Raw genomic sequence first — 23,140 nt, forward strand, 5'->3', positions numbered from 1 at the left:
AAAATGGAAAAGAAAAAATTAATCGCAATAATTACTAATAATGATGATGATATTTATTGTTTTAGAAAAGAATTAATAGAGGCATTTCTAAAACAAAATTATGAAATACTCATTTCTTGCCCTTATGGTCCAAAATTCGAACTTATGAAAGATATTAAATATTACTATGATAATCCTTCAATTGATAGAAGAGGAATGAATTTTATTGCTGATTTTAAACTTTTATTACATTACAAAAAGATGTTAAAAAAATTTAAACCTGATGTTGTATTAACATATACAGCAAAACCTAATGTTTATGCTAGCTTAGCTGCTAAATCGTTAAAAATACCTTACATAAATAATGTTACAGGATTAGGAAGTGTTTTGAATAAATCAAAATACGTACAAAAATTTATATTATTTTTGTTTGGGTTAGCATATAAAAATGCAGCTTGTATAATGTTTCAAAACGAAGCAAATATGAATATGATAAAACAATTAGGATTAGTTCGAGGAGATTACAAATTGATTCCTGGTTCTGGGGTAAATACTTCTCGATTTATTTTGCAAGAATATCCCAATGGTGGTAATGGTATTGAGGGAGAACCTGTTATTTTCAATTATATAGGAAGAATTTTACATGATAAAGGTGTTGATGATTATTTAAATGCTGCAAAAATAATTAAAAGTAAATATCCAAAAACGGAATTTAATTTAATTGGATTTGTTGAGCCAACAGAATCCCACTATAACGATGAATTAAAAAAATTAGAAGAAGAAGGAATCATCAGCTATCGTGGGAGCCAAAAAGATGTTAGGCCATTTATTAAAAGATCACATGCAATAATACACCCTAGTACTTATGGTGAAGGAATGAGTAATGTTCTTCTAGAAAATGCTAGTTCTGGAAGAGTAATTATTACTACAGATAATGTCGGATGTAAAGAGACAGTATTAAATAATAAAACTGGTTTTGTTTACCGTGGTGGAAATGTTGAAGAATTGGTTAAAAAGATTGAAGATTTTTTACAATTACAAAATGATAAAAGACATTTAATGGGAAAAGATGGAAGAAAATATATAGAGGAAAACTTTTCAAGAAATATTGTAATAAGAGAGTATTTAAATAGTATTGAAAAAATAACTAGGAGAATATAAATATGATTACTGTTATATCGATAGTTGACTCGGTTTCTCCAACTAGTATGCCTATAAATGAATTTGTTATTTATCGTAGTTTGCATAATTATGGGCTTAAACAAATACTTATTGTATGTGATGATTCAAATGAATTTAATGTTAGTATTCCTAAAAATGTAGATGTATATTATGTTGGGAAGAGTTATAAAAAAATCAGGAAAATTGTTAAAAATATTAATGAAAATGAATCTTCTATTGTATATCATTTGCATCATCAAAAATCTGCATTACTTTTTTTCATTGCAACAATGGGGATGAGTGTAAGAAGACATTCAATGTATACAGTTCATAGCACCTATAGCAAAAGAAATATTAAATACAAAATATCAAGTTGTTTTTGCTCATTAATGGCAAATTATGCTAACTGTGTTAGTAATTCTGCATATGAAGAATATTCGCCGTTGGTAAAAAAAATAAAAAGGGAGAAATTTCTTGCAATTACTAATGGAGTTGACACATATAGAATAGAAGCAGTTATTAATAATATTTCAGAAAAGAAAAATAAAAAAGAACTTGTTTGTGTGGGAAGAATGATACCCCTAAAAAATCATAGGTTTCTTATAGAATTAATAAAAAGACTTCCAGAATATAATTTGGTTTTGATAGGTTTAGAAGATAAAGAAAAAAGTATTAGAGAATTTGCAATGGAAGAAAATGTTATTAATAGAGTTGAATTTTTAGGATTACTCCCTAGAAATGAAGTGTTTTTAAGACTTAATAAAGCAAGATTGTATGTGTCTGCTTCATATATTGAAGGACTACCAATATCAGTTTTAGAAGCTATGTTTATTGGATTAATTCCTATTATATCTAATATTGCTCCTCATATGGAAATAAAGGAAAAGTGTAAGAATGTTTTCACCCTTCCATTTGATATTGATCAATGGGTAAACGCGATAGAAAGGATAGATTCTTTGAGTGAAATACAATTGGATTCTATTTCTTCAGATATAAAAATAAATACAAAAAAAGAATTTTCTTTGGATAAAATGCACACTGAATACATAAGTATTTACAATAGAATAAAATAGAAAACGAAAGGAGAAAATATGCTTAAGACTATAAAAGACATGTTAGAGGCACTTGAAATAAATGACATACAGTATTGTCATTGGAAAAGTAATGAACATTTGGAACCGGCTTTAAATGGTGATACTGATTTAGATATGTTGTTTTTACCAGAACAACGTTCAATTGTTGATAAAGTTTTAAATGAATGTGGGTTAAAACGTTTTAGATCAACTCCGTTAATGCAATACAATGCTATAGAAGATTATATTGGTTTTGATATTGAAACTAATAAAATATGGCACTTACATACTCATTATAGAATGACATTAGGTGAAAAACATCTTAAGGGATATACTGTTAATCCTTGGGGATATAAATTATTAGAAAATAGAAAAAAGTATGATAAGAGAATATATACAACATCATACGAAGATGAGTTAATACTTCTTTTAGTAAGAAATTCGTTAAAAATTCGATGGAGAGATTATAGCAAAAAAATAGGAAAAGATGACTTAGCAGAAATTGATTGGTTATTGAAAAAAGTAGATTTGGATACTATTTCAGTGCGAGTCATGACTTATTTGAATCAAGAATCAGCTAAAGAGGTTATGAAACTAATTACAACAAATCTAACACATAAAAAACAATTTCTAAAATTACAAAAGAAATTAAGACAAGAACTAGCAATTTATACTGGATATACCAGAGAATATTCATGGTATAAAAGAACAAAGAGAGAATTTTATTGGGCTATTGGCGCTGTTATTCGTCATGGAGGGTTAAATTCTAATAAGCCTAATAGAAGAATTTCTCCATCAGGAGGATGTGTTATAACATTTTTGGGATGTGATGGAGCAGGTAAATCAACTACTATAGAATATGTGAAAAAAGAACTTAGTAAAAAAATAGATGTTAAAACAATTTATTTAGGTAGTGGAGATGGAAGTAGTTCTTTTTTAAGAAAACCAATGAAACTGGTAGCAAAAAGAGTAGGTGGAAAAGGTTTGGGACATTCTGTTGAAGAAGAATTTAAAAAACATAAAGATGATATGTCTCATATATCATTAAAAGCAAGACTATATTCTTTAGCAAAAGTGATTTGGGCAGATGTGTTGGCTAATGAAAAGAAGAAAAAATTAAAAGAGATTACAAAAGCAAGAAATAATGGTATGGTCGTGCTAGTTGACAGATATCCGCAAACTGAGATAGCTGGATATAGTGATGGACCGTTAATTTCGAAGTATTTAGCAAATGGTAAAGGGTTCTTATATCGAAAAGCGAATAAAGAACTTAATATTTATCAATTAGCTTATAAAAATCCACCTGATTTAACAATAAAACTCATGGTTCCTACAAATATTGCAATTGAAAGAAAACCCGAAATGACAGAACAGGAGATTGAAAATAAGAAAGAAGCAGTAATGAAAATGAATCCATCAAAAAATTCTGTAGTAATTGATACTTCTGTTGAAATGAATGAATCATTAGGTAAGGTTATGAATGAAATATGGAAAATAATATAAATAAAACAATTCATATTGAATTTTATGGTTTGCCAGGATGCGGGAAAAGTACTATATCTCATGCATTGGCGCTTTATTTAAAAGAAAATAATTTTTGTGTTGAAGAACCAACATATGAGCTTGATCATTGTAATAATAAAATAATAAGAAGAATAAAAAAAATTTTGCAATATATATTATTTTATTTTACAGAAAACAAATTATATCGAAAATTAAAATCATCTATTAAAGAAAATGAATATTTACAGCCAATGCTTGTATATAAAAACTTAATTAATATTATACCAAAAGTAATTAAGTATAATTCCTCAAAAAATAAAATATATATTTGGGATGAAGGGTTAATACAATCTTCTATTTCAGCATCATTATACGGAAAAAAAAATGCAAATTATAATGAAAAAAAATTTTTAGAATTAATAAACATACAGGAAAACCTTATAATATATGTTTATATTAAAGAGGATATTGAAATTATTCTAAAAAGATTAAATTATAGAAAGTCTACAGATTCTAGGGTGGAAAAAGAGAATAACACTGATAAAAAAATTAAAATGCTAAAAAAAATTTTAGCAGAATGTAATTTAATAACAAATAAAAGAAAAATATGCGTTTCGTCAAGTATTGATATTATTCAATTAAATGAGTTAATAAAAAATACATTAAAAGGAAGTTTTCAGGAGGAAAATAAATGATAGTTAATAAAAAAATGATTAATGTTATGATGTTTTATACAATAATTACAACAATTTTTTTTGTTCTTTTTTTTTCAAACTATCATTTTTTTAATATATATGTTTTAGATTTCTTTTTGTCATTTTTCATTATAGGATATTTTGTATTATATTATTGTTTTAAGAGAATGTTGATATCTATTGAAGTTATATTTAATATATTTGGTATTTTGTATTCTAATTATTATATTTTAGAAAATTTCATATTGCAAAATCAACCAATCATTCCTAGCGTAGGGAATACAATGATGTTAGCACATTTATCGATTTTAATGTTTAATATTGCGTTTTGTATGACTAGTGTATCAAAAGTAAATATTTTTAAAGAAAATAAATATATTTATAATCTTCATAGGATGAAAAAATGTTTGTTTTTATTTTTAATTATTTCGATTTTTGCTGAAATATATGTTGTTTTTTTAAAAATAGGTTATAGATATTTTATTTCTGCATCACGAGCAAGTAAAGCTTTATTAATGGCTGATTATTCATTATTATCATTTTACAAAAGTACGATTCCCATGATTATGTCTATATACTTGTATTTTTTTCTAAAAAATAAGGACAAAAAATCTTTATTTCTTTTTTTTGTTACTTGCTTATTATCAATCTTCAATGCTGTAATGAGTGCTTCGCGTGCTGAATTAATTTCTGTGTTGTTACCTGTGATTTTTTTATTGTATTATTTCAAGGTAATAAGCAACAAAAAAATCATTATTTTGTCAATAGTGATTTTTTTATTTTTTGGAATGTGGAAAAGTCTTTTTTGGGGTGAGGTAAATATCTCATTTGACAGTGAATTTGATAGTTGGTATAAGATTTCAATAAATATTTTATCTAATTCAAAGAATAGTTATCTATTTGGAAAATCGTATATCAAAACTTTTATTAATTTATTTATTCCTGTTACTAATTTTGAATCATTATCTACATGGTATGTGAAAAACTATGAATTATCGGTATATAACATTGGCGGTGGTAGAGGATTTTCATGTATATTAGAAGCGTTTATGAATTTTGGCATTTTAGGAAATATAATTATATTTATGTTTTTAGGATGGTTTGTAAAAAAATTAAAAATAAAAAATGATTTTCAAATGATAGTATATATGATTATTTTAATATCGGTATATCAAGTATTTAGAGCCGAATCATATTCTTTATTGAAAAATATGATGTGGTTTAAGATATATCCTATTTTGATTATATATGCTTATTCAAGAAAATATATTCAAAAAGGAAAGATAAAAAATGAAATTCAGTAAAATCATAAAGAATATATCTACGGTAATGTTTTTTTCACTATTAGCTAAACTATTCGCCTTTATAATTGAATTGTTAGTTGCAACAAAATTTGGTGCTTCGGAAGAAACAGATGTTTATTATATGGTAATCGGAATTGTTCAAATTTGTTATCCAATGATTTCAGTTGGAATCTGGAAAGTGTTTTTACCTGAATATAAAACTCGATGTGTTAAAGGTGAATACGAAGAGGCAAATATAATTACTAATAAATTAATTGAATTTTTTCTGTTGATTTTTATTTTTTTGACGGTTTTTATTTTCATTTATCCTCAATACATAATCAAAGTATTTGCGCCAGGTTTTAATTCTGAACATGTTAGGATGGCGATAGAACTATTAAGAATAGTAGTTTTTATGTTTGTGTTTAATTGTTTAGCTACTTTTTCATCTGCAATTCTTCAATCTACAGGGCAGTTCTCCAAATCACAAGTTAAAGAAGTTATACAATATATTCCATCAATTATTTTACTTTTAGCTTTCTCACAACAATTTGGTATAAAAGGATTAGCTTACAGCTTTTTGACAGGCGCAGTTTTATCTGCATTAGTTGAATTGTTTTTGTCTAGAAAAGATTATCAATTTGAATTTTCAAAACATATTTTAGATAATCAAACAAAAACTATTATTAAACAGGTGCCAATCGCGTGTGTAAATTCTATTGTTAATCAATTGAATAATATCATAGATAAAGCATTTTCATCAATTCTTAATACTGGGGCAGTTACTTATTTAAATTATGGAAGTAAATTAATTAATTTATTTGATGGTATTTTTTCTACGGCGGTTACAACAGCAATATTTCCTTTAATTACAGAAATGTTTGCAAAAAAGGAAAAAAATAAAATTAATGAATTTTTAAATAATTATATGTTTAATATTGCTGCAATACTATTGCCTATCAGTTGTTTGATTTGTCTTTATTCAAAAAATATTGTGCAACTAGTTTTTGGATATGGTAAATTTAATTTAATTGCAGTGTATAGCACATCAAATGTCTTGTTAATGTATGGATTAGGACTACTGGGAATGTGTTACACAACAATTATAAATGATATTTTTTTCATTTTAAAAAAAACAAAATGGTTATTATATACAACAATAGTTAACATTTTTTTAAATGTTATTTTTGATGTTTCCTTGATAAATAATTTTGATGTTTCAGGATTAAGTTTAGCTACAACTATTTCTCTTTATATTTCATTATTGATAAAAATCAATCTATTAAGAAAAGAAATTGGAATTAATTGTGGTTTTATGAAAAATGTTTTAAAGTTAATGCTAGTTTGTTTCCTTTCTTCTGGTGTATCTTTTTTTGTAAATAACTATATTGTGTATTCATTCAATTTAGGATGGATATGTAGTGCAATAATATTTTTAATAGTTTATTGCACTATATTAGTATTAATTATTCCTGATTATAGATATATTTTAAAAAATATTAATAAAATTATAGGAAAGGAATAAGGGGAGAATAATATGTTAGAAAAAATAATCAGCGATTGGAAAAATAATAATTTTAGAAGTTTTATGATTTTGTTCTTTTATAGGATAATGAATTACTTATATAATACTAAATATTGTAAACTGTTTTTACTCGTTTGTAGATTGCTTCAGGAAATATTCTTTTTTTTATTACGAATTAATTGTCAAATATCTTATAAGGCAACAATTGGTAAAAATATTCGATTACTTCATTCTGGAATGGGCGTTGTCATTTCATCAAAAGCAATTGTCAAAGATAATCAAACAATTTATCATCAAGTAACACTTGGAATTAATGAAAATTTGCCTTTGCAAGATCAATATATAATTATTAACGAAAATTGTTTATTGTCTGTAGGATGTAAAATTATTTCAAGTGAGATCGGAAAAAATACAAAAATTGGGCCTAATGCGGTTGTATATAAAAATTTGGAAGCAAATAGTTTATATGTTTCATTGAATAAAAATAAATCTAATTTTTGATTTATATTAGGATACTATACTTAAGTTAAAGGAGAAAATATAATGATAGAGGGGAAAAAATATAGCAAACAAAAGGTCATTTTTGTTACAGGTTCAGCCGGTTTTATCGGTTCTAACCTAGTATTAAAATTATTAAAAGAAAATGAAAATATTCATATTATCGGTATCGATAATATGAATGACTATTATGATGTATCAATAAAAGAATACAGACTGAATAAAATTAAAGAAGAAGTAAAGAAGACTACAAATAAGTGGTCTTTTTATTATGGAAATATATCTGATAAGAATCTGATTGATAAGATCTTTGAAGAACATAGACCTGATATTGTAGTTAATTTAGCTGCACAAGCAGGAGTAAGATATTCTATCAGTAATCCTGATGCCTATATCGAAAGCAATTTAATTGGTTTCTATAACATTTTAGAAGCATGCAGACATTCTTACGATGATGGAAACAAAGGTGTGGAACACCTTGTTTATGCATCATCAAGCAGTGTTTATGGTTCTAACAAGAAAGTACCATACAGTACAGATGATAAGGTAGATAATCCAGTAAGCCTATATGCAGCTACTAAGAAGTCAAATGAATTGATGGCTCATGCTTATAGTAAACTTTATAACATTCCGTCAACAGGACTAAGATTCTTTACAGTCTATGGTCCAGCAGGAAGACCAGACATGGCCTACTTTGGATTTACAAATAAATTAAGAAATAACGAAACAATCAAGATCTATAACTATGGCAACTGTAAAAGAGACTTTACATATATCGATGATATTGTAGAAGGAGTATCAAGAGTGATGAAGAAAGCTCCTGAAAGAAAGACGGGAGAAGATGGATTACCAGTACCACCATATGCAGTCTATAACATAGGGAACAGTCATCCAGAAAACTTATTAGAATTTGTAGATATCTTGCAACAGGAACTGATTAGTGCAGGAGTATTGCCGGAAGATTATGATTTTGAAGCACATAAGGAACTTGTACCAATGCAACCAGGAGATGTACCAGTAACGTATGCAGATACATTAGCATTGGAAAGAGACTTTGGATTTAAACCAAGTACATCATTAAGAGATGGACTAAGAGAATTTGCTAGATGGTATAAAGAATTTTATATGGGAGATGAATAGAGATGAATTTAATAAATCAAATAAGAATAAAACTTATGAATTCTTCTAATTATATTTCATATTTAAGAACTAATGGTGTGAAAATAGGTGAAGATTGTGAAATATATAAGTCTGTTAATTTTGGATCTGAACCATATTTAATTTCTTTAGGAAACCATGTAAGAATAAACGCAGGTGTACAACTTATTACCCATGATGGAGGAATGTGGGTACTAAGAAGTGATTATTCAGGCTTTGCTGATAAATATAAAAATGCAGATAAATTTGGAAGAATAAATATAGGAAATAATGTTCATATTGGGACAAATGCAACTATAATGCCTGGAATTACAATAGGTGATAATTGTATTGTAGCATGTAATGCGGTTGTCACTCACGATGTTCCTTCAGGATCTATTGTAGGGGGAATTCCTGCAAAGTTAATAGAAACACTAGATGATTACGAGAAAAAAAATAGAGATAAAATATTTTCTACTAAACATCTTTCGCCAAAAGAAAAAAAGAATTACTTAATTGGCAAAAAATTATAAAAATATATTAAAAAGCAGCATATTAAGTTTAAATAGAAATATATGTAATATATTTTATACTATCTACTTAGTAAACTTTTTACAAATGAATTATATTATATTTATAAACTAAATAAAAGGAACTTATTTAACATGAAGTATATAAATTATGATAAAAATCGTTATTTAAAAAATGATATGCCAATTTTCCAAAAAATGTTTAGAAGATATCAGGATACTAACAACAAATTCTTACGATTAGTCTATAAAATTTTATTTAGATACTATAGAAATAAGAATTTAATAGATATGTCTATAGATATTACTATTGGGGAGGGTTTATATATAGGTCATCCTTATTGTATAACAATTAATCCTAAAGTGGCTATTGGAAAAAACTGTAATATTCACAAAGGAGTTACTATTGGTCAAGAAAATCGGGGGGGGCGCAAAGGTACACCAGTTATTGGTGATGAAGTATGGATTGGTATAAATAGTACTATTGTTGGCAATGTAAAAATTGGAAATGACGTGCTAATTGCCCCAAATAGTTTTGTTAATTGTGATATTCCAGATCATTCTATCGTGTTTGGAAATCCATGTATTATTAAACATAGAGAAAATGCAACAAAAAATTATATAAATAGAAAGGTGAAATAAAATGAAACTAGCAGTAGCAGGAACAGGATATGTAGGATTAAGTATTGCTACATTATTAGCACAGCATCACGAAGTGATGGCTGTGGATATCATAGAAGATAAAGTGAATAAGATTAATAATAGAATTAGTCCTATTCAAGATGAATATATAGAAAAATATTTAAAAGAAAAAGAATTAAATCTAACAGCAACCTTAAATGCAGAAGATGCATATAAGGATGCTGTTTTTGTTATCATTGCTGCACCAACAAACTATGATTCAAAGAAGAACTTCTTTGATACAAGTGCAGTAGAAAGTGTAATCAAACAGGTAATGGAAATCAATCCAGATGCCATCATGGTTATCAAAAGTACAATACCAGTAGGATATACACAAAGTATAAGAGAAAAGACAGGAAGCAAGAATATTATCTTCTCTCCTGAATTCTTAAGAGAATCAAAAGCATTGTATGATAATCTTTATCCTTCAAGAATCATTGTAGGGACAGATATGGAAGATGAAAGCTTAGTAGAAGCAGCACATACATTTGCATCACTTCTACAAGAAGGAGCCATTAAAGAAGATATTGATACATTGTTTATGGGATTTACAGAAGCAGAAGCAGTAAAACTGTTCGCTAATACATATTTAGCACTTAGAGTGTCTTATTTTAATGAATTAGATACTTATGCAGAACTAAAAGGATTAGACACACAACAAATCATCAATGGAGTATGTCTAGATCCAAGAATAGGATCACATTATAACAATCCATCATTTGGATATGGAGGATACTGTTTACCAAAAGATACAAAACAGTTATTAGCTAACTATGCAGATGTCCCACAAAATCTAATCGAAGCTATTGTTGAAAGTAACAGAACAAGAAAAGATTTCATAGCTGATCAAGTATTAGAAAAAGCAGGTGCATATGAATCAAATGATTCATATGATCAAGAAAAAGAAAATGAAGTTATTGTTGGAGTATATAGATTAACAATGAAATCAAACAGTGATAACTTCAGACAGTCATCAATCCAAGGAGTCATGAAAAGAATCAAAGCCAAAGGAGCAAAAGTCATTGTTTATGAACCAACATTAGAAGATGGAACAACATTCTTTGGAAGTGAAGTAGTAAATGACTTAAATAAATTTAAAGAACTAAGTCAAGCAATCATAGCGAACCGCTATGATAGTTGTCTAGATGATGTAGAAGATAAAGTATATACAAGAGATTTATTTAGAAGAGATTAAAAGTTTGTTCTTCCTTGAATAATGCTAAAAGGAAATAATTTGTTATGAAGAGTAGCACTAGAGTGTTGCTCTTTCTTTTTATGTTATAATGTAATCGGTTACAAAACTATAAAACCACATTAAAAATAGGGAGGATTTTATGGAATTATTATATATCTGGATTGGTGATAATCCAATTGATACATTACAACAAGAATTTTGTTTCACACCTGAATATGATATTCATTTTGATAATTTAAACAATGAGTTGTTTATTGAAAAGAAAAATATACCTAATATTTTTAAAACAGACAAAATATTAAATATTAGTGGTGTAGTTGGTGAAAATGGGACAGGGAAAACTACATTATTAAATAAACTAGGGAGCATATCTGATATTAAATTAAAATCACAAAAATCAAAAGTAAAAAAAGAATTTATTGCTGTTTTTTATGATGATGATTTTGTTATTTTTAATTCAACAAGTCAGGAAGTAAATGTTGAAGGAGAAGCGACAGATTGTTTAGTAAAATATTCAAGTTCTAAAATAGATGTCAATTTAGATCAACTATCCAAAGTTTACCTTACAAATAGTAATTTTTCTGGAGAAAATTATTATCGAAAGTTAGGAAAAATTGACTATATTAATTTATCGAGTAAAACATTTGAAATTTTAGAAAAAGAATTTTTTACTTCTAAAGGAGCGTTAAATGATCAATATGGATTGAATAATACAAAATTTAATATTATGCAAAGTATATTTCCTAATTTTATGGATAATCGTTTTCGAAGTTTGATTGATATTGATTTTTTAGTACATGTAAAAGGTTTAAAAGATAAATTTATTGGTAAAGATATTTCAAATATTCAATTCAAAATAGATAAGATTGATAATTTTATTAGTAGTGATTTAAAAGATTTAAACTATTATACTAAGAAGTATCACGAAAAAGATGTGAAAGAATTTGAAAAGAAATTTATAAAACTACCTACAAATATAAATTCAAATAATGATATAACATCTTCTTTAATTATGAATCTAGCGGGAGAATTAATTTACTGTTATCCTAATTTTAATGAACATATTGGGGAATACTATACAATTGATGAATTGTATGAAAAATGCAAAGGATTTATTAAAGAATATCCATTTACAGATAGTAAAGATAATAAAGAAAAGGCATATTTTCAAAATGCAATAAAAGAGATAGATAAAATAAAAAGAAAAAGCTTTGAAAAAAATGGAAATTGTTATACAGAAAATATAAAGACATTTTGGAACTTCATTAAAAATTTTATTTCTAATGAAACTTCCTTCCTATTAAAATATATTCATATATTAGACGAGTACACTTCATCTGGTGAAAGAGCAATCCTTAATTTCATGTCACGTATATATTTTTTATCAAAAATTAAAGATTATTTTAAAGATAAAGATTATAAGTTAAGAAAAAATATTTTATTATTGATTGACGAGATAGATCTTTATCTACATCCAACTTGGCAACAAAAAATAATAACGACATTAATAAACGAATTAAATGAATGCTTTCCAGATAACGTATTCCAAATTGTTTTTTCAACGCATTCACCAATTGTTTTATCAGATATGCCTACACAAAATTGTATTTTTTTAAAGAAGGATCATACAGGAATAATAATGAAAAAAGAGGTTAAGCAAACATTTGGATGTAATATTTTTAATTTGTATAAAGATGCTTTTTTTTAGAAAATGGAAATACTTTTGGTGAGTACTCAAGGACTTTTATAAATAATATAGCTAAAGAAATTAAAACTGGAAAGTTTGATGATAAAGAAAACATTAATCGTTTGATTGATCTCATTGGTGAGCCTATTATTCAAAATCATTTAAGAAAATTAATTAATGAACCTAAAAAAAATAAATTAGATTCTAGTCAAAATGAAGAAATGATTCGTTTTTTAGAAAAACAAAAAAGAGAAATCGAAAACAAAATAAATGAACTAAAGAAACAATAATTTTTAAAAGGTTGTGAAGAAAAATGATTAAAATATCAAAAATATGTGATAAAAATAAAAAAGAATTTTACGATGACGTAAAAAAATCATATTCAGATTTATTAGAAAAAATAAAGAAGAATGAGAAAGATACATATAATATTGAAAACAGAAATAAAATAATTGATTACTTTTATGAGGATGATAAGATATGTGACAATAAAGTAATAGAAGTAATTACTGGAGATCGTAAAGCTCTAGAAAAAGTTATAAAAGAAATTGGTATTTTAGAAAAAAACAAAGATGATAAAAAGTTACATGATGAATTTTAAAGTATATATAATAATTTTACGAATAGAGAGTTTGGAAGGAATTGGGCTAAGAAAATAGGAGTAAAAATATGTCCTTATTGTAATAGAAGTTTTATTTATACAACACCCAAGAAGGGAACACGACCACAATATGATCATTACTATCCTAAATCTAAATATCCATATTTAGCCCTATCAATGTATAATCTTATTGCATATTGTCCTGTGTGCAATAACGCTAAAAATGCGGAAGATACTTTTGATAATAAGAGTTTATTATATCCCTTTGAAGAGGAATATGGATATGATATTTTTTTTGAAATTGAAACAGATGAGCAGCTATGTTATTTAGGGTTATCTAATGATTTTAATATAAAAATTAAATCAAAGAATGTAGAAGAAGATTTAAAACAAAAAGTACAAAATAGTTCAAAAATACTGCATATAGAAGAATTGTATAATTTACATAATGATTATGTATCAAAGCTTTTAAGAAGCAAGTATATTTTTACAGATGAATATTGTCAATCTTTATTAGATACTTATCCGGACTGGTTTTTTGATATGAATGAGGTTAAAAATCAATTATATTTTAATTCTTTACAAAAGGAAGAGTGGGGAGAACAAATTCTTTCAAAATTAACTTATGATATTTTAAATAGTGAATAATTTCATGCATTTCATAAAACATAATCAATAATTTTAAAATTAGTAGGATTGATAATTTGTTTTACAAGAAATAATCTTATTATTAATATATAATAGATGTCATGAGGAATTCGTTAAAAAATACAAGAAAGGATACTTATCTATGAAATATTCAAATGAAACGAGTCTAATAGGAAAAGCAGCTAATAGTTTAGATATTAAAGGTGCTATTATAGGCAAAACTTTAGACTTTATAATACAGTTTATTAATAATAAGGTAAATGAAAAAAAATGGAAAAATTTATTTTTAGAAACTGGAGAACAAGTAGTTAAAAATCTTGATGATCAAGATGGGTTTAAAAATGATTTACTAGTTATATTTTCTAAAGATAATATGCAAAATATAGCTGAAAAAAGTTATGACAAAAGAGGATATGAATTAATTTCTTATTTAGAAAATGAAATTGTTGAATTATTTATTGAATACGGAGTATCGGAAAGAAATGCACATGAATATAGTTACCATTTCATTCAAATTATATTAGATGAATTAAAACAATATGATACTGATAAAGCCTTGGAATCTTATTTAGAAATTTGGAGAAAACAATCAGAACAAAACTATTTTTCTCTAAAAAAACAATTAGATGCAATTGAAATTGAAGTAAAAAAACTTGGTAAAGATAATATACATGTTTTATCAATAGAAGATATTGAATCTGATATTAAAAAAAGTAGTTCTTTTGAAAAATTAAGTTTAGATTTTTTTGAAATTGATGATGAACAATTTGAAATGGATTTTGAAGATCAATTAGATAATGAAAAAATTATCATAGTTGGAAAATCAAAAGAGGAAAGTTTGTATCGCATTTTAAATTATTTAAAAGATTTTCTAAAGATAGAATAATATTAATTGTGAAAGACGAAAAATCTTGGTTAAGTCTTATTGAGGATGATATAAGAAATGCAATCCTTGTACCTTATTTTAATAATGAAGAAATACTAGTGAAAAAAGATAATACAAATATCTTCATTTATAATGAAGGAGATATTTTCTATGAAACTAATGAATTACATCTTAGAAAAAGAACCATTCATAACTTACTTAGCGCTTTAGAAAAAATAGGATTAGATCACGAAGATGCTAGAAATCTTGTAAATAATACAAGTGGCATCTATGCATTTATGAGAAAACATTTATTTAATCGTGCCATTAATTTTAAGCCACAATGGGTGAAAAATAGATCAAAAGCAGTAATTGCGGCTTTACTTTGCGGAGCATGGACGGAATGTGAAGGAGATAAAGAAATTATTTCTAAACTTGCGGAAAAAGAGTACGATGATGTTATTCAAGAACTTAATTCTTATTCAACAGTTGAAAAACCATTTGTTATTAAAATTGATAACCATGGATCAATACGTTATATGATTTCCTCAATTGAAGATGCATGGATGGAATTGGATGCATTGATTTTTCCTGAAACTTGGAAACAATATATTTCTTTGTTAAAAGAGGTTTTTGAAGAATTGGAGCCAATTTTTAAGAAAGATTTTAATGAGCATTATTTAGTGAATGTTATAAAAGAAAAGCCTAAATATTCAAAAGTATTAAAAGATGGAATGTTGCGAACATTGATTATGAAAGTAATTTATAAGAATAATCAAAATTATCAATATCAAGTTGATAATATAGTTAAAGCAATATTAGAAAACATAAGAGGAATAGAACAATGGGCATGTATTTCTCAATATTTTATACCACTATGTGAGGCATCACCAAATTCATGTTTGGATAGAATAGAATCTGAATTTGTTAAACCAACAGGATTAAAAGAATTATTTGAAAAGAATTCAGGAGATATATTTAAAAGTAATAATTACTATGTAAATATCATATTTGGTTTAGAACAGTTAGTTCATATAAGAAAATATGTTTCTCGAACAATAAATTGTTTTTTTAGAATGAATGAATTTGAAATAGATTACAAAATGGGAAATAGTCCTAAAAATACATTAGAAGTCATTTTTTGTCCATGGTTCGATTCATGCTCCTTAAATTCAAATGAAAAAATTAAACAAGCTCAAAGTTTAATTGAAAAATATAAGACAGCATGGAATGTATTTGCAAGTCAGTTACCTGAGTCACACGCTATGATGTCTCCCTTATTGCAACCTAAATATAGAATTGTTAATGAATCTGAAGAAATTACTTACGGTGATTTAGATAATGTATATATTGAATACTTAAATTTATGTACGCAATATGCTGGTATGGATAAAAAACGTTGGAAAACTCTGATTGAGCATCTAGATAGATATTCAATTGATCTTCAAAAAGATTTTTTTAATAAATTGATTAAGAAGGCACAATCAATGTGTGACAATGATAAAGAGTATTTGAAAACAAAAATACGTTATATTGTTTATAGACATAGATTTTATAATCAGAGCGATTGGGCAATGGAAGAAGATAAACTTATGATTTATGAAAATACAATAAGTGCTATTTCTTTTAATAATCCTATTTTTGATTATAGATATTTATTTATAAAGCATAATATGCCTCTTCTGCATCCAATTCCATATAAAGGTGATGATTATAGAAATAAAAATCAACAATTAAAAAATCAATTGATTGATGATAAAATAAATGAATTTATCAAAAAAGATTATTCAATTGAGGATTTAATAGATATCTTAGTAGGTGATGATGACTATGATATTGGAACAGTTTTGGCACAATATTATTGTAAATGTAAATATAATAAAGAAATTTTGAATCTTTTAATAAGCAAAGATTCTCAAGGAAAGCAAACTAGATCATTTATAGAAACTTTTTACTGTAACAAAGCAATTGACTTAAGAAGTGTTATTAATGATTTAAAAGAAATGACAGATAATACAGAATTAATATCCGATATATTTTCATTACAAAGAGTAAATGGAAATGAGGATGCTTACATTTTCACGGAAGATGAACAGGTAAAGAGTATTTTTTGGAAAAGAGAAAGATGTTTCTTTATATTTGAAAATGCTAGTAAAGAGGTAATTGAAAAAGCATTAGCCGAATGTTTAAAGTATTCAAATAAGGAAAACTATATTTTATTTTTAGATGATATGAAAGATTACTTTTCTTTACAAGAACTATATGATTATTTCATCAAAATTTCCAGTTTGAAATATGAAGGTCATTACTCTGTTATGGATTATCCGTTGCAAGAATTGTTAGAACTATTACAAAAAGAATTTATTAATGATGATGAAAAATGTAGTGAAATTGCAAAAATAGAATGGATATTCAGTGGTATTTTAGACTGGGATGCAATGAAATGTATTCAAAAAGAAATAAAAAGAAATCCTATTTTTTATGCTGATTTAATTTGTTGTATTTTCAAAGATAAAGATGGAAATAAAAAAATGGGTATTGATGAAAATGTACGAAGTAGTTTAACTAGTTGCTTTTATAAAATGAAATTTTGCCCTTCAGAAAAAAATGGAAATGTTGATTATGAAGAGCTTTGTAAGTGGTTAGAGGATTTTAAACATTTATTAAAAGATCAAAATCAGGAATATCTTTATGAGAGACTAGTTGGTTCATTATTTGCAAATGCTCCAGTAGGCAACGATGGATATCCACCACATGAAAGTGTAAGAAAAATTATTGAAAAATATAATAGTAATGATTTAAATAAGTCATTTATTATTGCAGAGTCTAATAAAAGAGGAGTATATTCACCTGATGCTGGAAAATCTGAAAAAGAAATAGCAAATAAATATTATAAATTTTCTAAAGCATTAGAAATTGATTATCCAATAACAGCAGATATATTCTATGAATTAGGTAAATCTTATGATGAAGAATCTTTACAACAAAGGATGGCTGCCGAAAATGAATAAAAAAAATAAAATTTATGAGGGAGCAAGATACAAATTTGTTATAAAGAAAGAAATAGGTTCGGGTGGCAATGGAAAAGTATATGATGTAGATATAATAGGACATCCAAAATTGGATTTTGTTGCAAAGTTTTTTTCTGCAGATAAAAGAAATCTAAAAAAGTGTAATAAGAGATTTGAACGTTTTAAAAAGGAAATAGAATATGTAAATAAGCTTACTGACATTGAGGGGATTATGTTAATTGAGGATTGTAATTTATCTTCAATGGATAATTCTTGGTATTTAATGAAAAAGGCCAGGGAGTATAAGGTTAATACTAGAAAAAAACTCAATGAGAAGTTAGATGATATAATGAAAATTGCTTTAGTTATAAAACAATTGCATTCCCGAGATATGGAACATAGAGATATTGAACCAGATAATATTCTTATTTTAAATAACAGAGTATATTTAACAGATTTTGGATTAATATTTTGTGATAACGATATTGATAATTTGACAGATTTAAATGAAAGAATAGGTCCGGGTAAAATCGCGCCACCAGAATTTAGTAATTTGGGAGCATTTAGTTATATTGATTTTAAAGCTTCGGATGTTTACTTATTTGCTAAGGTAATTTGGATGATTTTGAAAGAAGAACCGTTTGGCTTTTATGGACCTTATAAATATGGAGAAGATTCAAAACAGTTGTTACTTGATGAAAAAAAATATTCTGTTGAAACATTTATCCCAATAAATAAATTAATTCATGAAGCAACCTATGATGATTTTACGAAAAGAATCAATATTGATGATTGTATAGGTTACATTGAATTACAACAAAAACTTATTTCTAATAATTTAAATGACGATGAAAAAGTAATTATTAATAATTTAAAAAATGAAGAGCTTTTAATAAAATTTAAAGAAGATAAATGTTCAAAACATATAATATCAAATAAAGAATTTATAGCCGAGTTTTTACAAAAAAATCAATTTCCTTCAAAAATAAAAATTTGTGGAACAATTAGTGATGACAAAGAAGAAGTAAAAGAAAAAGAACTCTTATTAGAAATTTCAAGAGTGAGAATAAATCACAACTATTGTCAAGGTTATTATTTTATAAATAAAAGAAAAATATATGAGTGTCATTTTATTGTAAATGAAATAATTCTTAATGAAGAAAAACAGCAATTTGAATTCCAATTAATAGAAGATGAAAGATTATGGAAATATAATAATATTATTGAAGCAAGAGGCAATATTGTTGGAAAGTATTACGTACCCTCAAATAAAAAAATAGTAATTGATTATTGATTAAAATTTCAATGGTCAGCAGATACTTCGAATAGCCTATTTGTTTAGCTGAATTAAAATATATGAGTAGAAAAAAGGTTTAATTTTTAATTATTTATGTGTATAATGATACTATCATAGAAATAAAAGGAAAATGAATTATGGAAAATATAAAGAAAATTATATCTTGGCCTGTAATATTAGGAATACAGGTCATTACAACAGTAGTATTATTATTTTTTATTTTTAAGCTTAATATTTTACCAACAACATATGCTGTTATGGTTGGGATGATATTTGTTTTATTAGGTTTTATTAATTATGCATTAATGAAACCTAATAAAAAAGAACATCATCATAAAACAAAACCAAGAGAAATTATTGGAAAAGTATTAAGTTTAATATTAAGTGTACTAATGGTATTTGGATCAGTTATGATCAATAAAGGTTATTCAACATTAGATGATATTACGAATTCAAATACAAAATCTACTCATTATGCAATTGTTGTATTAAAAAGTAGTAAAATAAGCAGTTTATCTGAATTACAAAATGAATCGATTGAATATTGTTTACAATATGATGAAGAAAAAGATATGAATCAAGTTATTGCTGAAGCTAAACAGAAAGAATCAAGCTTGAATTTTGATGTTGCTATGACATATTCAAAACTAGGGGATGATCTTTATAATAATACCGTTAATGCTATATTAATTAATACAGCATATAATGGTATGTTTGAAGATAATCATCCAGATTTTCAAAATGAAGTTAAAGAAATATGGACAAGTGACATAGAAACAAAAGTCAAAGACTTTTCAACAAGAGTTTCTGTAACAAATACACCATTTATTATTTATATCAGTGGTATTGATACATATGGAAGTATTACAACAGTATCTAGATCAGATGTTAATATGATCGTTACTGTTAATCCAAATACAAAGAAGATCTTATTAACATCTATTCCAAGAGATTACTACGTAACTCTTGCGAATATGAAAAAAAAGGATAAGTTAACGCATTCAGGTATTGCTGGACCTGAAAATACGGTTAAAACAATGGCTCAGTTTTTAGGGACAGATATCAACTACTATGCAAGAGTTAACTTTACATCATTGGTCACAATGGTTGATGCATTGGGTGGTATTACTGTTAATGTTGATCGAGATTTTAGCGCGGGTGGTTATACCTATAAATTAGGTCTTCAACAAATGAATGGTAAAGAAGCATTAGCTTATTCAAGAGAAAGACATTCATTTGCTGATGGAGATAATGTACGTGTAAAACATCAACAAGATGTTTTAATGGCTATGCTTAATAAAATGATGTCACCTGCAGTTATTACTAATTATAGTAGTGTTTTAAAAGCTATATCAGGATGTTTTGAAACAAATATGGCATCGAGTGATATAACAGATTTAATAAAAATGCAAATAAATGATAATGCTTCATGGACATTTAAACAAAAACAATTTACCGGAACAGGAGTTATGCAAACAGGTGGAGCTTACATGCCTGATAGCAAACTTTATTATATGATTCCAAATGATGATAGTGTTAAAGAAAATCTACAAGCAATTAAAGATGTCTTAAATGGGAAATAGTTATTCTAGTTGCTAAAAGTGATCGTTGAGTAATAATAGATAACATTGATTATATAGCGCTCTAAATAATCGCGTGTTTTAGAAAAATTACTTTAAATTATTAAGGGGATATTGATGTGAAATCAATATCCCCTCTAAAATATCTAATGTTTTTTAGGAGGAAAATTAGACTGATGATCAGTCTTGATTTTCCTCCTTTATTTTTATTGTTATCGTGATTTTTCTACTCTAGTTTTCCTATATACTTGATCAACTACCATTTTTCATTAGATTTAGATAAGCTAAAAATCATAACTATGAAATATTCAATATAGATCAAATTAAAAATTGAATTTATATTCATCAGTAAACATCTCTAAAATAGTTTATAATATGTAAAGAAAGGGTGATAGAAATGAAGAAAATACCAATAGGAACGAAAAGTTTTTCAAGACTTGTAGAAGGAAATTATTATTTTGTAGATAAGACCTTGATGATCAAAGAGTTCTTAGGTAGAGTAACAGATGTAACATTGATTACTCGTCCTAGAAGATTTGGAAAAACCATTAATATGTCAATGATGGCGGAATTCTTTGATATTACCAAAGACTCTAAAGAAATCTTTAAAGGTACAAAAATCATGGAAACACCTTATGTAGCTGAAATCAATCAATATCCAACAATCTTTATCTCTTTTGCGGATGCCAAAAGAGATAAAGAAACAGTTGTTTCAACGATAAGAACACAAATACAAAATCAATGGGATAAATATGATTTTGTATTTGAAAATCTTAAGGGATTTAAGGAAATAAATTATGAAAGACTTATGAAGTATTAGCTGATAATAACAAGAATAATCTTAAGGGAATAGATGATGCAATTTCATTCTTGATGGAAAGAATGGAAGATTATTATGGAAAAGAAGTTATGGTATTCATAGATGAATATGATACACCATTTGTAGAAGCACATACAGGAGGGTTCTATGATGAAGTAAGAGGAGGACCTGCAGGATTGCTTCATAATTCTCTTAAAACATCAACCAGCTTAAAATATGCGATGCTTACAGGAATCCAAAGAGTGGCTAAAGAAAATATTTTCAGTGATTTAAATAATTTAGATGTGTATACAGTAATTGATAATGATTATAGTGAATATTTTGAATTCAGTATAGAATAAACCAAAGAACTGTTAGAATATTATGATTTAGAATTAGATGAAGAAGTCAAAGAAATGTATGATGGCTATAAAATGGGAGATAAAGAAATCTATAATCCATGGTCTATTTTAAATTATGTAAGAAGAAAAGTACTTGTTCCTTATTGGGTCAATACGAGTGCTAATACAATGCTTAAACAAGCTATATAAAAAGCAGACTACGACTTTAAAAAACAATATGAAAAACTTATAAAGAATAACTATCTAGAAACAAGAGTTGTCCTTCAAACAAGCTTTTATGAAGTGGCAAATACACCTAACTTGTGGGGGATGTTTGTAAGTGCTGGATATTTAACAGTAGTAAAAGCAATTGATCCAAAAAAAGAAAAGTTTAGAATTGCGATACCAAATTATGAGGTAAGAAGATATTTTATAAGATTAACGGAACATCAACTAGGAATGAACAATGGATAATATGATCGCATTGTTGACAATTTGATTGCTGAAAACAAAAATGATTTTTTCAAAAATTATCAAAATGTATTAATGATTCCAAGCTATCATGATTTAAATAATGAAAACAGTTATCATATGATGATGTTAGGAATGTGTTTATGTCTATCAGATAACTATAAAGTTATTTATAATCGAGAAGAAGGTAAAGGAAGATGTGATCTCATTATCCAGGCTCATGATGAAAAGAAAACATCGTTTATTATTGAATTTAAGTATTTCAAAGAAGATAAAAAAGATTTTGAAAAAGCATTGGATAAATTATCAAATGAAGCTATTCAACAAATCAAAGATAGAAGATATGATTATGATTTAAAAGGAAAAGTGATTTATATAGGCTTAGCCCATCATGGAAAAGATGTCATGATGAAATGGGAAGAAAAGGTTTATATTTGATGTTTGTAATAATAAGGTGAGTATAAAAAAAATCAACGACTGTTGATTTTGATAATGGTGCTGGAGATGGGATTTGAACCCACAGCCTACTGGTTACGAGTCAGTTGCTCTACCGTTGGAGCTACTCCAGCATAGAAATAGA

The 23,140-nt window shown here is 26.3% G+C and carries 24 protein-coding genes and 1 tRNA gene; 24 read left to right on the forward strand and 1 reads right to left on the reverse strand.

The window, feature by feature from the left end:
- The first annotated feature begins 3 nt into the window (after window positions 1-3).
- The 24 genes from Fi14EGH31_RS03580 to Fi14EGH31_RS15245 all read left to right on the forward strand — a co-directional run bounded on the left by Fi14EGH31_RS03580 (window position 4) and on the right by Fi14EGH31_RS15245 (window position 22,998).
- Complete coding sequence (locus Fi14EGH31_RS03580) at window positions 4-1,140, forward strand: glycosyltransferase family 4 protein (protein WP_139938912.1); 1,137 nt, start codon at window positions 4-6, stop codon at window positions 1,138-1,140.
- A gap of 2 nt (window positions 1,141-1,142) precedes the next feature.
- A complete protein-coding gene (locus Fi14EGH31_RS03585) occupies window positions 1,143-2,213 on the forward strand; it encodes a glycosyltransferase family 4 protein (protein WP_139938914.1) in 1,071 nt (356 codons plus the stop codon).
- A gap of 18 nt (window positions 2,214-2,231) precedes the next feature.
- Window positions 2,232-3,716: a nucleoside/nucleotide kinase family protein gene (locus Fi14EGH31_RS03590; protein ID WP_139938916.1), complete on the forward strand. Its 1,485-nt coding sequence runs from the start codon at window positions 2,232-2,234 to the stop codon at window positions 3,714-3,716.
- Entirely contained in the window at window positions 3,701-4,411 is a 711-nt protein-coding gene (locus tag Fi14EGH31_RS03595) for an AAA family ATPase (RefSeq protein WP_139938918.1), read from the forward strand. The genes Fi14EGH31_RS03590 and Fi14EGH31_RS03595 overlap by 16 nt, the downstream gene beginning before the upstream one ends.
- 29 nt (window positions 4,412-4,440) lie before the next feature.
- Window positions 4,441-5,715 carry an O-antigen polymerase gene (locus Fi14EGH31_RS03600; RefSeq protein ID WP_234697847.1) on the forward strand — a complete coding sequence of 425 codons (1,275 nt, stop codon included), beginning with the start codon at window positions 4,441-4,443 and terminating at the stop codon, window positions 5,713-5,715.
- Window positions 5,702-7,219, forward strand: coding sequence for a murein biosynthesis integral membrane protein MurJ (murJ, locus tag Fi14EGH31_RS03605; RefSeq protein ID WP_139938922.1), 1,518 nt, complete (start codon window positions 5,702-5,704; stop codon window positions 7,217-7,219). Before Fi14EGH31_RS03600 ends, murJ begins: the two co-directional genes overlap by 14 nt.
- 12 nt (window positions 7,220-7,231) lie before the next feature.
- Complete coding sequence (locus Fi14EGH31_RS03610) at window positions 7,232-7,720, forward strand: LbetaH domain-containing protein (protein ID WP_139938924.1); 489 nt, start codon at window positions 7,232-7,234, stop codon at window positions 7,718-7,720.
- 42 nt (window positions 7,721-7,762) lie between these two features.
- Window positions 7,763-8,857, forward strand: a complete 1,095-nt coding sequence (locus Fi14EGH31_RS03615; RefSeq protein ID WP_139938926.1) for an NAD-dependent epimerase/dehydratase family protein — start codon at window positions 7,763-7,765, stop codon at window positions 8,855-8,857.
- 2 nt (window positions 8,858-8,859) lie between these two features.
- A complete protein-coding gene (locus tag Fi14EGH31_RS03620) occupies window positions 8,860-9,387 on the forward strand; it encodes an acyltransferase (protein WP_117481237.1) in 528 nt (175 codons plus the stop codon).
- A gap of 132 nt (window positions 9,388-9,519) precedes the next feature.
- Window positions 9,520-10,026: a serine acetyltransferase gene (locus tag Fi14EGH31_RS03625; RefSeq protein ID WP_200765145.1), complete on the forward strand. Its 507-nt coding sequence runs from the start codon at window positions 9,520-9,522 to the stop codon at window positions 10,024-10,026.
- 1 nt (window position 10,027) lies between these two features.
- Complete coding sequence (locus tag Fi14EGH31_RS03630) at window positions 10,028-11,260, forward strand: nucleotide sugar dehydrogenase (RefSeq protein WP_200765146.1); 1,233 nt, start codon at window positions 10,028-10,030, stop codon at window positions 11,258-11,260.
- 139 nt (window positions 11,261-11,399) lie between these two features.
- A complete protein-coding gene (locus Fi14EGH31_RS03635; protein ID WP_200765147.1) occupies window positions 11,400-12,968 on the forward strand; it encodes an AAA family ATPase in 1,569 nt (522 codons plus the stop codon).
- Window positions 12,969-13,069: 101 nt separating this feature from the next.
- Window positions 13,070-13,237 carry a hypothetical protein gene (locus Fi14EGH31_RS03640; protein ID WP_158548270.1) on the forward strand — a complete coding sequence of 56 codons (168 nt, stop codon included), beginning with the start codon at window positions 13,070-13,072 and terminating at the stop codon, window positions 13,235-13,237.
- Between the two features lie 23 nt (window positions 13,238-13,260).
- Window positions 13,261-13,548, forward strand: a complete 288-nt coding sequence (locus tag Fi14EGH31_RS03645) for a hypothetical protein (protein ID WP_117575118.1) — start codon at window positions 13,261-13,263, stop codon at window positions 13,546-13,548.
- A gap of 66 nt (window positions 13,549-13,614) precedes the next feature.
- Window positions 13,615-14,196, forward strand: coding sequence for an HNH endonuclease (locus tag Fi14EGH31_RS03650; RefSeq protein ID WP_267905654.1), 582 nt, complete (start codon window positions 13,615-13,617; stop codon window positions 14,194-14,196).
- Between the two features lie 142 nt (window positions 14,197-14,338).
- Window positions 14,339-15,082, forward strand: a complete 744-nt coding sequence (locus Fi14EGH31_RS03655; RefSeq protein WP_200765148.1) for a hypothetical protein — start codon at window positions 14,339-14,341, stop codon at window positions 15,080-15,082.
- An 8-nt stretch (window positions 15,083-15,090) separates the two neighbouring features.
- Window positions 15,091-18,072, forward strand: coding sequence for a hypothetical protein (locus Fi14EGH31_RS03660; RefSeq protein WP_200765149.1), 2,982 nt, complete (start codon window positions 15,091-15,093; stop codon window positions 18,070-18,072).
- Window positions 18,065-19,366, forward strand: a complete 1,302-nt coding sequence (locus tag Fi14EGH31_RS03665) for a protein kinase domain-containing protein (RefSeq protein WP_200765150.1) — start codon at window positions 18,065-18,067, stop codon at window positions 19,364-19,366. The genes Fi14EGH31_RS03660 and Fi14EGH31_RS03665 overlap by 8 nt, the downstream gene beginning before the upstream one ends.
- A gap of 140 nt (window positions 19,367-19,506) precedes the next feature.
- A complete protein-coding gene (locus Fi14EGH31_RS03670) occupies window positions 19,507-20,952 on the forward strand; it encodes an LCP family protein (protein WP_200765151.1) in 1,446 nt (481 codons plus the stop codon).
- A 394-nt stretch (window positions 20,953-21,346) separates the two neighbouring features.
- On the forward strand, window positions 21,347-21,769 hold the full coding sequence (locus tag Fi14EGH31_RS15520) for an AAA family ATPase (protein ID WP_267905642.1): 423 nt from the start codon (window positions 21,347-21,349) through the stop codon (window positions 21,767-21,769).
- A gap of 62 nt (window positions 21,770-21,831) precedes the next feature.
- A complete protein-coding gene (locus Fi14EGH31_RS15525; RefSeq protein ID WP_267905643.1) occupies window positions 21,832-22,110 on the forward strand; it encodes an AAA family ATPase in 279 nt (92 codons plus the stop codon).
- A gap of 54 nt (window positions 22,111-22,164) precedes the next feature.
- Window positions 22,165-22,299, forward strand: a complete 135-nt coding sequence (locus Fi14EGH31_RS15530; protein WP_267905644.1) for a hypothetical protein — start codon at window positions 22,165-22,167, stop codon at window positions 22,297-22,299.
- Between the two features lie 120 nt (window positions 22,300-22,419).
- Window positions 22,420-22,563 carry a hypothetical protein gene (locus Fi14EGH31_RS15240; RefSeq protein ID WP_230312801.1) on the forward strand — a complete coding sequence of 48 codons (144 nt, stop codon included), beginning with the start codon at window positions 22,420-22,422 and terminating at the stop codon, window positions 22,561-22,563.
- Between the two features lie 21 nt (window positions 22,564-22,584).
- Window positions 22,585-22,998 carry a PD-(D/E)XK nuclease domain-containing protein gene (locus tag Fi14EGH31_RS15245; protein ID WP_022000721.1) on the forward strand — a complete coding sequence of 138 codons (414 nt, stop codon included), beginning with the start codon at window positions 22,585-22,587 and terminating at the stop codon, window positions 22,996-22,998.
- Between the two features lie 55 nt (window positions 22,999-23,053).
- Here the strand turns inward: Fi14EGH31_RS15245 and Fi14EGH31_RS03680 are convergent.
- Window positions 23,054-23,129: transfer RNA gene (locus Fi14EGH31_RS03680), tRNA-Thr, on the reverse strand.
- Window positions 23,130-23,140 lie beyond the last annotated feature (11 nt).

The sequence above is a fragment of the Faecalibacillus intestinalis genome, assembly GCF_015097455.1.
GTDB classification, from domain to species: Bacteria; Bacillota_I; Bacilli_A; order Erysipelotrichales; family Coprobacillaceae; genus Faecalibacillus; species Faecalibacillus intestinalis.